A 9,996-nucleotide genomic window follows, 5' to 3' on the forward strand; every position below is an offset into this window, starting at 1 on the left:
TATAAGTGGAGTAGGGGTTTCTATTATGCATTATTGCTGTGCCGGATGCGAAATGACGCAAAGTTGTTGTTCTACCGGTTGTGACAAATGTAATAAGTCTCATCATGCTTCGCAAGAGAGTTGTAAGGATGCTGGTTGTACGGCTGTACATTACAAGGTCGATTTGGTAAAGTATGCGCAAGACACACTATCCATACTGCCTTCCTTTACTTTGGTTTGCGAGCAGTTGAAACTGTTGAGTTGCACCTTGCCGGAAGTTGAACGTGAAACTGAGATTATTTCTTGGGCACCACCCTATTCTGTAGGTTCGCGCCACTATCTGGCACTCTATTCTGTACTTCTTATTTAGCTCTTTTTCATCGGAAGAATTAATTTTCCCCGATACAATGGTTTAATTTCTTAGGGAAGACGAACAGTTTCACTAGGGAAAACTATTTGTTTCGTGAGGGAAAACAGTTTGTTTCGTGAGGGGAAACGAATGGTTTCCTTAGGGAGAAAACTTATTTCCCCCTCAATACGAGAATGATTAGTAAATAAACAGATGAAAAAGAAATGAGAATTAAAATCATACAAATCAGTATATGGATGCTGATACTCCCTTTTGTAGCCATACAGGCAAAAGTGCGGGGTACAGTGAAAGATAATTTAGGTGAACCTGTAGCAGGGGCAAACCTTTTTTGGATGGGAACTACACAGGGTACAACGACTTCGGCTGATGGAATTTTTGCTTTGTCGAAGCCGGATAACATGCACATGCTCGTGGTCAGCTTTATCGGATTCGAGAATGATACGATACATGTGAATAGTCGGGATGAAATGTTGGATATCGTTCTTCGCGAAGGTGTAGAGCTTAGTGAAGTGAATGTCGTCAGCCGTAAACTCGGAACCATGAAACTTCGAAATAGCGTATTGAATCAAGATATGATAAGCAGTGCCGAACTGACTCGTGCCGCTTGCTGTAATCTTGGAGAAAGTTTTGTAACAAATCCTTCGGTTGATGTCACTTATTCTGATGCGGCTACAGGTGCCAAACAAATCAAACTGTTGGGCTTGTCCGGTACGTATGTACAAATGATGACTGAGAACATTCCCAATTTTCGTGGGGCTGCGGCTCCATACGGCTTGGGCTATGTACCCGGACCTTGGATGCAAAGTATACAGGTGAGTAAAGGTAGTTCTTCTGTAAAGAATGGCTATGAGGCTATTACGGGACAAATCAATGTAGAGTTCAAGAAACCCCAGCTTCCTGAAGCAGATTGGTTGTCGGCAAATCTTTTTGCCAGCAGCACGAGCCGGTTTGAGGCAAATGCAGATGCAACCATGAAGTTGAACAAGCGTTGGAGTACTTCCTTGCTGGCTCATTACGAAAACGAAATGAAAGCTCATGATGCTAATAAGGATGGTTTTGCGGATATTCCCCAAGTAAAGCAATATAATCTATGGAATCGTTGGGCATACATGGGAGATCGTTATGTGTTCCAAGCCGGAATCAAAGCATTATCCGAAGAACGGAATAGCGGACAAGTGAGTCATGATGGCGGACATCTGACCGACCCTTATAAAATAGGTATTGAAACCGACCGTTATGAAGCCTTTACAAAGAATGCTTATATCTTCAACAAGGAGAAAAATACGAATCTGGCTTTGATCCTTTCGGGCTCCTTGCACAAACAAGATGCTATGTATGGGCGTAAAATCTATGATGTAAACCAGCATAATGCATACGCCTCTTTACTATTTGAAACAGAACTGAGTAAGCAACATAGCCTTTCTACCGGATTAAGTTTCAACTATGACTCTTACGACCAGCATTATCGCCTGACAAATGATACAGGGCAACCGTTGGTGAAGCAGTTCGTGAAAGAAGCAGTTCCCGGAGCATACGTGCAATACACCTATAATTGGGAGGATAAGCTTATTCTTATGGGAGGTATCCGTGGTGATCATAGTAGTGAATATGGCTATTTTGTTACTCCACGCTTTCATGTGAAGTACAATCCTAACGAATATGTTCATTTCCGTCTTTCTGCCGGAAAAGGATATCGTACCAACCATATTTTAGCGGAGAACAACTACCTGCTGGCAAGTAGCCGCCAGATTGATATAGCTAAACATTTGGATCAGGATGAGGCTTGGAATTATGGAGCTAGCGCTTCTGCTTATATTCCTGTATTCGGAAAGACTTTGAACTTGAATGCGGAATATTATTACACTGATTTTCGCAAGCAAGTGGTGGTGGATATGGATACTGATCCGCATGCCGTTCTATTCTATAACCTTGCCGGACGTTCTTATTCGCAAGTCTTTCAGGTAGAAGCAACCTATCCTTTCTTTACCGGTTTTACCCTTACCGCCGCCTATCGTTGGACGGACGCTAAGACTACCTATAATGGGGAGCTAATGGAGAAACCCCTCACCAGCAAATATAAAGGTTTGTTGACTGCTTCTTATCAAACTCCTTTGGGCTTGTGGCAATTTGATATGACTTTGCAATTGAACGGTGGTGGTCGTATGCCATCTCCTTACAAATTGGAGAGTGGGGCATGGTCGTGGGAAAAACGATATGGCGGCTTTGAGCAGCTTAGTGCGCAGATAACACGTTACTTCCGTAATTGGTCTATCTACGTGGGTGGCGAAAATCTGACGAACTTCAAACAGAAGAATCCGATCATTGATGCCTCTAATCCTTGGGGAAGTGACTTTGATGCTACCATGATTTGGGGACCGATGCATGGTGCGAAAGCGTATGTGGGAGTCCGTTTTAACCTCCCGAGAATATAATGAGATTGATTAATAATTAATATTTGAAAACAATGAAAACTAGAAAATTTTGGATTGCCTTGGTAGCTGTATTGCTTAGCGCAACCACCGTTATGGCAAAAGACTTTCGGACTGCCGTATTTAAAGTGTCACAGATGACCTGTGAAAACTGTGTGAAGAAGATTAATAGTAATATTTGCTTTGAGAAAGGGTTGAAAGACTTCAATACCGATTTGAAGACGAAGACAGTTACTATTACGTATGATGCTGATAAGACGAATATTGAAAAGCTGAAAGAAGGTTTCAGAAAATTCCATTATGAAGCTGAATTAGTGAAGGAAACTAAGGTGGACGATAAGAAGTAGCCGAACAAACTGCTCGTTCAGGTTGTTGCATAGACGTAAGTTGTAAAACAACTATCTAATAATAATCTGAATGAGCCATATATTAAAAAAAGAACAAATACATAGCCATGCATATTACCGTCTGAAAGAACGGGTTATCGGTGCATGGATTTTTACGATACCTCTATTGGTACTATCTGCACTTTCCATCTGTATTCCTTATAGTCAAGAAATACAGATGGTATTGACTCTTATAGTGATGGTCTTCTTTGGAGCTTCTTTTTATACAGGTGCGTGGAACCAAGCCCGCTTAGGACGTAGTAATATGGATACCTTGGTTGCTCTGAGTACTTCTGTAGCTTTTCTGCTCAGTGTGTTCAATACTTTCTTTCCCGAATTTTGGTATAACCGCGGTTTGGCATCCAATGTCTATTACGAAGTTCCTGTTGTCGTAATAGCTTTCATTCTTACCGGTAAATTGATGGAAGAACGTGTGAAAGGAAATATTCCTGAAGGGCAGCGCATGGACGATCGGATTGCGGGGCTTTGCGTACCTATTGTGCTGTTTTTGTCAGTTTTCACTTTTTTCATCTGGATTTTTCTGGGCGGAACATCTATGGCATTTCATGCTCTTTTGGCTGCTCTTTCTATATTGATAATGGCTTGTCCATGTGCAATTGGATTGGCTATACCCATTGCGTTGATTGCCGGTATAATTAAGTCTGCCGATAATCATGTTTTAGTAAAGGATGCTATCGCCTTGGAGCAGATGAGCAAAGTCGATGTAGTAGTATTCGATAAAACAGGTACATTAACTGAAGGACATCCTTCGGTAACAGGTTGGCTATGGGCACAGAGTGAGGAGAAACATTATAAAAATGTACTCTTAGCTGCCGAACTTCATTCAAAACATCCGTTGTCCAATGCTCTTATTTTAGCTTTGGAAGCCGAGGATGTGTATCCTGCACAACTGGATGGTGCTGAAGATATAAAGGGAAAAGGTATTAAAGTAGCATACGAAGGCGCTGAATACTGGGTTGGTAGTCACAAATTACTTAAAGATTTCCGGGCTAACCTTTCTGATATTTTAGTTGAGATGTTGGTGGAGTACGAGTCTGACGGTAATAGTATTGTCTATTTTGGGCGGGAGAACGAACTGCTTGCTATCATTGCCGTTAAAGATCAGCTAAAGCTCACCTCTGCTGAAGCGGTCAAAGAACTTCGTGGGCAAGACATTGATATCTGCATGCTTACGGGAGACGGTGAACGTACTGCTTCTGCCGTAGCCGGAAGTTTGGGTATTCTCAATTTTATGGCCGATGCTATGCCCGAGGATAAAGAAGATTTCATTCGCGAACTTCAACTTCAGGGAAAAACTGTTGCTATGGTGAGTGATGGTATTAATGATACGCAAGCACTTTCCTGTGCGGATGTCAGCATTGTTATGGCTCAGGACACCGATGTGGACACAGATGCAGCAATGGTCACTTTGAAGACTTCGGATTTACTGCTGCTGCCAAAGGCTTTCAGCATCTCACACCAGACAGTCAGTTTGATGAATAAGAATCTCTTTTGGGCTTTTATCTATAATATAGTTGCGATTCCTGTAGCTGCCGGATTGTTATATCCCGTCTATGATATTTTACTTACTCCATTATTGGTAAGTGCAGTAATGGCATTATCTTGTGTGTCGGTACTATTTAATAGCTTGATAATAAAGCATTAACTATTTCTGTATTCCAATGGACTGATTCCCATGTGTCGTTTGAAATATTTTCCAAAGAAAGAGGCACTTGGGAAATTCAAAGAATAAGCAATTTCCTGAATAGTCATATCGGTCGATTTGAGTTTGGCTTTTACATCTACCATGACGACATGTGCAATGATATCCAGTACATTCTTTCCTGTAACCTGTTTGACTGTGGTACTAAGATGTTGTAATGAAACGCCTAATTTATCGGCATAAAACTGTGCGCGACGTTCGTTTGTATAATTTTCAATGACAAGTTGAACCAACTCACGGCATATTTCCTCTTTACGGCTCTTGGTGTTCTTTTGTTGTTGCGGATGTACTCTATATAACTTATCTATTCCATAAAGGAGTAAATTCAGCGTGCCTTGCGCCATTTTTGTATCAGGCGGGTATGGTCCGGTGGTGATTCGTGCCCATAAAGCAAAGTAGTCCTTAAAATAAGAAGCTACTATTGGATTGATATTCATTATAGGGTACTCTAATATCGTAGAAAAAGAGCTCAGAGTAGACTGTATAAGGTTAACTCCGTTTAAGCAATGCGAAGAGAAACCAACAAATCCCAAGCGTACCTTTTCTTTTTGTTCGTAGAACTGGATAATGGTTCCCGGCAACAAGGTGATAAAGTCTCCTTGCTTTATTTCAGTGTCCATCAAGTTAATAGATACTTTGATAGAACCTTCTATGCAGAGTGCAAAAATGCAGGCTTTTAAACGGCACGATTGCTTGTAGATATTTAGAATGTCTTCCGTTACTTCCGTCCATGCAATCATATCTACGGGTAGATCGACTTGTGGAAATTCCATACGCGTTGTCGTTTTAGGTTTGCACAAAGGTACGTTTTTTTTCTAAAATAAGTAACCGAAGACATTCTATTTTCAAATGATGTGTTGCTGTTTTAGAACGTTACATCCATTTTTACGACAAAAGTACGGGGAGCACCAATTGCCATAGGACGATAACTGTATTCTTTATTCAACAAGTTATTTATCATAAACTGAAAGGCAACTTCTTTGGTCGCTTTCACTCCGAGTCTCAGGTCTACAGTAGTGTAAGCAGTGTTATGCTTTTTCCAGTAAGAAGTCAGAGTCTCGCCATCGGAATAACCAAACAGAATGCCGCGTACATAATCCAGTAAATCACGTTGGTCTTTGGTGCGTTCGTCCAGCATGATGTAGTCTACGGCTAGAATCTTACTCTTCCAATTTACATTGGCACCCAAGTTGATACGTTTCCATTGAAAATCCAGCGTTGCTTTGAAACTATGTTTCGGACGATATTTCAAATATTTGCTGTTATTGCTCTTTTCTTTCATTTGGAGAGGATCGGTATAAGTATCTTCCAAGGCGTTGCGTTCTTTGTAGTCGGCATCACGTGGTTCGGTGTACACATATCCTAAGTTATAAAGCAATTTGGCATTCTTATTAAAGGAGTACATACCGTTAGTGCTTATTTCCAATCCATAGATCTGTGCTTTAGACACGTTGTGGAATTGGGCGCCGATGCCAAAGCCTTTACCATCTTTCAACATTTGCAAAGCATTGTCTATGCTGTTTATCATACTGAGATCGGAATTATTAAACAGACCGAACTGGAATTCTATCATATCTTTGTATTGTGTATAAAATGCGGCAATATCGGCAAAACCTTGTAGATTTCCGATTTTATAACCTTGCTTGAAACCAAGTTCGGCATTGAAACCTTTTTCCGGTTGCACATTGTAGTTGGGGTATACACCTACGCCTCCGATATCCTTGCGTAGATATTTTTCAGTAATAGACGGATTGCGGTATCCTTGCCCAAAGCTGGCACGCAAGAAACTATAATCGGCAAGTTGATAATTTAGTCCGGCACGGAAAACGGGACGGAAAGGAATGTGGCTTCCGAAGACTTGGGTATTGGCTTCCCGATAGTGCTTGTCAATCCGGTAATATTCGGCACGTACACCGGCAGATACGCTGAGGCGGTCCCAAAAACGTTGGTCGTATTGGAAAAAGGCGGCGACATTATCGCTTTGATGTACCTCTTTGTTTGCTCCTGTGAAAGTACGGATATGCTCGAAAGTCATTCCTGTTGTTATTTGGGCACCTCCTTCCCACTGCTTGTTGAACTGATAGTCTAAGTAGTAATCATAGTTTTTATCTGTTCGGGTAGGAGTCTGCTTTAGTTCCGGATTGAGTACGCCGGATAACCATGGTACGAGATCGCTAGGCAGTTTGCCATCCAGCAATCCGCCTAAATCAGATGGCAATCCATTGTTCATTACCCATGAAATGAGGTCACAATAATCGGCGGTAGTTGCATCGGGAAATATATTTCCCAAAGAGCCGAATGCACCGTCAATCAAATCATTCATATTATTGCTTCCCAGCCATTTCACCACTCCGGTAATCAAAGGTTGAAGGGCGGTGTAATCTCCTCCGGCAATGTTTTGTATGACTTGTGCGTCTGTACCCATATTACCTAGAATATCAGTGATGGATGCCGATTGTGTAGGGCGTACCATATTATCTGCACTATAATAAAAGCGTGCTTTTATTTTATGAGAGATTCCTTTTTCGGGATTGGTGAAATTAAAGAAAGGATCAATCCGGAATGTGTTGGACTCCCGTCCCATATTGGTGAAAGGTGAGGGGCGGTAGGCTTCGCCGGGTGAACGCCAAATAAAGAAATCTCCATAACTGTTGGATAGGAAATCTACATTAAATCCGTAGTTCATCACATTCATACCCATATCCGGCTGATGATAGGTAAGATTACCACCCATGCGGAAACGCTTGTTGTAACTTTGCTGACGATAGCCTTCATCGGTAAACAGATTCAGTCCGCCGCTTACATCAAAATTACCGATACGGCGTGAGTGGGTGAGGTCGAATCCTTCGTATAGAGGATTACGTACGCCGCTGAACAAACTATTGCGCAGTATGGGTTTTACGGGATATTTATCTTCTTTCCAAAATGATTTGTCACTCCATTGGTAGTCACTGTTGGCTGGGTCGCCATATATGCCTACATAAGCGCTGAGTTGAGTCTGTGGGGTTAGTCCCGGGCGTTCGGTACGGATATTGATAATGCCGTTCAGTGCTGAAGAACCGTATAGTACGCTGGATGCACCTTTGATTACTTCCACCTGGTGTACATTTTCCAAAGGGACACTGTTCCAGTTTATTACTCCGCTTTGTGGGGTGAGCACGCTCATTCCGTCTACCAGTACCTGGCTGCGGGCACCTACACTGTATGTCCATCCGCCACCACCCCGGATACTTGGTTGCTTGTCCACTATATCTACCCCCGGTATGGTTTGTAAAGTAGAAGTGATGTCAGTGGGGGCTTGACGAGCTATGTCACTGGCTTTAATCACATCCATGGAAACAGTTACATCGCTCAGTTTTTGTTCGAAGCGTCCGGCGGATACAACAACGTCTTCCAGCAGATTGGTACTCTCTTTCATATATACGTCTTTCTGTAGGATGTCGTTTTTATTAATGACGATAGGCATCTGTATATCTTCATATCCCACATAACTGAATATCAGGTCTGCTCCTCCTGCGGGTAAATGAATCTCGTAGGCACCATTCAAATCGGTGACTACCCCTTGAGTACCTTTCAACTTGTAGATGACAGAGGCTCCTGCCAGTGGTTCGTTGGTACTGGCATCATATACATGCCCTTTCAATATTTGGGCAGAAGAAGTAATGCAGAATAGTAGCGCAACGATAAGCGTTATTAGAATCTTCTTTTTCATAAGTCTGTTTTTTGTGAGTAACTATATCAGAACGGTTGCAAAGTACGTGAGTAATTATCATATTGTCAAGGTGTATTTTTATGAATTGATGCTATAAATTTAAGATTCTCTTCACTCTAAATGGTGAATAATCAAAAAAGTGTTATATTTGCTTCTATGAAAACAGAAATTTCAGATTGGAAAGTAATCCCATACGCTGAGGCTTGGAACCGGCAGACGGAATGGTTTGATGCACTGGTGCATGCCAAACAGGCAGGTGAGGAGTATGTGAATCATATCATACTTTGTGAGCATCCTCATGTCTATACATTGGGACGTAGTGGCAAAGAAGGTAATATGTTACTGGGTGAAGAACAGCTGCAAAAGATAGGGGCAACACTTTATCACATTGACCGCGGTGGAGATATAACCTATCATGGTCCCGGGCAGTTAGTCTGTTATCCTATCCTCAATCTCGAAGAATTCACCTTGGGACTGAAAGAGTACGTGCATCTGCTTGAAGAGGCGGTGATTCGTGTTTGTGCTTCATACGGCATCATTGCCGGACGTCTGGATAAAGCAACCGGTGTATGGCTGGAAGGTGATACATCCCGTGCTCGTAAAATCTGTGCAATCGGAGTTCGTAGCAGTCATTTCGTAACGATGCACGGTTTGGCTTTGAATGTGAATACCGATTTACGCTATTTCAGCTATATCAATCCTTGCGGATTCATTGATAAAGGCGTAACTTCCCTTGAAAAAGAATTGGGACACGCAGTACCCATGGAAGAGGTGAAAGAGCGTCTTTGCAAAGAGATAAATACATTGATTTTGCGATATTAATATCGTGTCAGCAAAGTATTAACTTCGTGTCTACATAATATTAATTTATTGTCATACACGAAGTTAATATCTTGTACCTTGTTACAAATCACTAATCACTAACCGCTAATCACTCTTTTCATGTCTTTTTCCTTTCCTTTGCCAGTATTGATATAATATACCCTCCTTTGCTGTTTATCTTTCCCCAATTGGTACTGTGGAATATTTTCCAGACATATCCTCCCAATCTTCCGTAGTCGGATAGTTTCAGGATCTTCTTTATCTCGTCTTTATCGGTGATTAATAGCTGTTGCAGTGTCAGCATGAGGCATTCCAGATTATGTGTATTCTTGTTGTAGGCATAGCCCGGAATATCCAAATCAGAATTCCCCGCCGTTCCTCCGTTCTCCTCTGGGGGAGTTAGAGAGGGAAGTGCTTTACTTTCATTTGCTTTACTTTCTTTGCTTTGTTCCGAATTGTATGCATTTTCAGAGAAAATGTCTACATGCTGCGGACAATTCTTTTGATTTTCTGCATTTGAAGGAGGTGTATCGGTTCCCGCTTCAGGCTGTTCGTTTTTCACTTTCAGTTCTTCC

General features: G+C 41.8%; 7 protein-coding genes and 1 pseudogene. 5 read left to right on the forward strand and 3 right to left on the reverse strand.

Annotated features, from left to right (window positions below; translation table 11 throughout):
* The 4 genes from Q1W14_RS04325 to Q1W14_RS04340 all read left to right on the forward strand — a co-directional run.
* On the forward strand, positions 1-349 hold a 349-nt coding region (locus tag Q1W14_RS04325), incomplete at its 5' end, for a hypothetical protein (protein ID WP_366945726.1).
* Positions 350-552: 203 nt separating this feature from the next.
* On the forward strand, positions 553-2,781 hold the full coding sequence (locus tag Q1W14_RS04330) for a TonB-dependent receptor (protein ID WP_300699565.1): 2,229 nt from the start codon (positions 553-555) through the stop codon (positions 2,779-2,781).
* A gap of 32 nt (positions 2,782-2,813) precedes the next feature.
* On the forward strand, positions 2,814-3,125 hold the full coding sequence (locus Q1W14_RS04335; protein WP_300699566.1) for a heavy-metal-associated domain-containing protein: 312 nt from the start codon (positions 2,814-2,816) through the stop codon (positions 3,123-3,125).
* A 70-nt stretch (positions 3,126-3,195) separates the two neighbouring features.
* Entirely contained in the window at positions 3,196-4,830 is a 1,635-nt protein-coding gene (locus Q1W14_RS04340) for a heavy metal translocating P-type ATPase (protein WP_300699567.1), read from the forward strand.
* Here Q1W14_RS04340 and Q1W14_RS04345 read toward each other — a convergent pair.
* Together Q1W14_RS04345 and Q1W14_RS04350 are read right to left on the reverse strand one after the other, a co-directional pair.
* A complete protein-coding gene (locus Q1W14_RS04345; RefSeq protein ID WP_300699568.1) occupies positions 4,827-5,660 on the reverse strand; it encodes an AraC family transcriptional regulator in 834 nt (277 codons plus the stop codon). The two genes, Q1W14_RS04340 and Q1W14_RS04345, sit on opposite strands and share 4 nt — an antisense overlap.
* A 92-nt stretch (positions 5,661-5,752) precedes the next feature.
* Positions 5,753-8,599, reverse strand: a complete 2,847-nt coding sequence (locus Q1W14_RS04350) for a TonB-dependent receptor (RefSeq protein ID WP_300699569.1) — start codon at positions 8,597-8,599, stop codon at positions 5,753-5,755.
* Between the two features lie 120 nt (positions 8,600-8,719).
* On the opposite strand from Q1W14_RS04350, the gene lipB reads away from it, so the two are divergent.
* Positions 8,720-9,421, forward strand: a complete 702-nt coding sequence (gene lipB / locus Q1W14_RS04355) for a lipoyl(octanoyl) transferase LipB (protein ID WP_300699570.1) — start codon at positions 8,720-8,722, stop codon at positions 9,419-9,421.
* Positions 9,422-9,539: 118 nt separating this feature from the next.
* On the opposite strand, the pseudogene Q1W14_RS04360 reads toward lipB, so the two are convergent.
* Positions 9,540-9,996: pseudogene (locus Q1W14_RS04360) on the reverse strand (hypothetical protein); the annotation flags it as partial.

The organism is Bacteroides sp. (genome assembly GCF_030151085.1).
Lineage (GTDB): Bacteria > Bacteroidota > Bacteroidia > Bacteroidales > Bacteroidaceae > Bacteroides.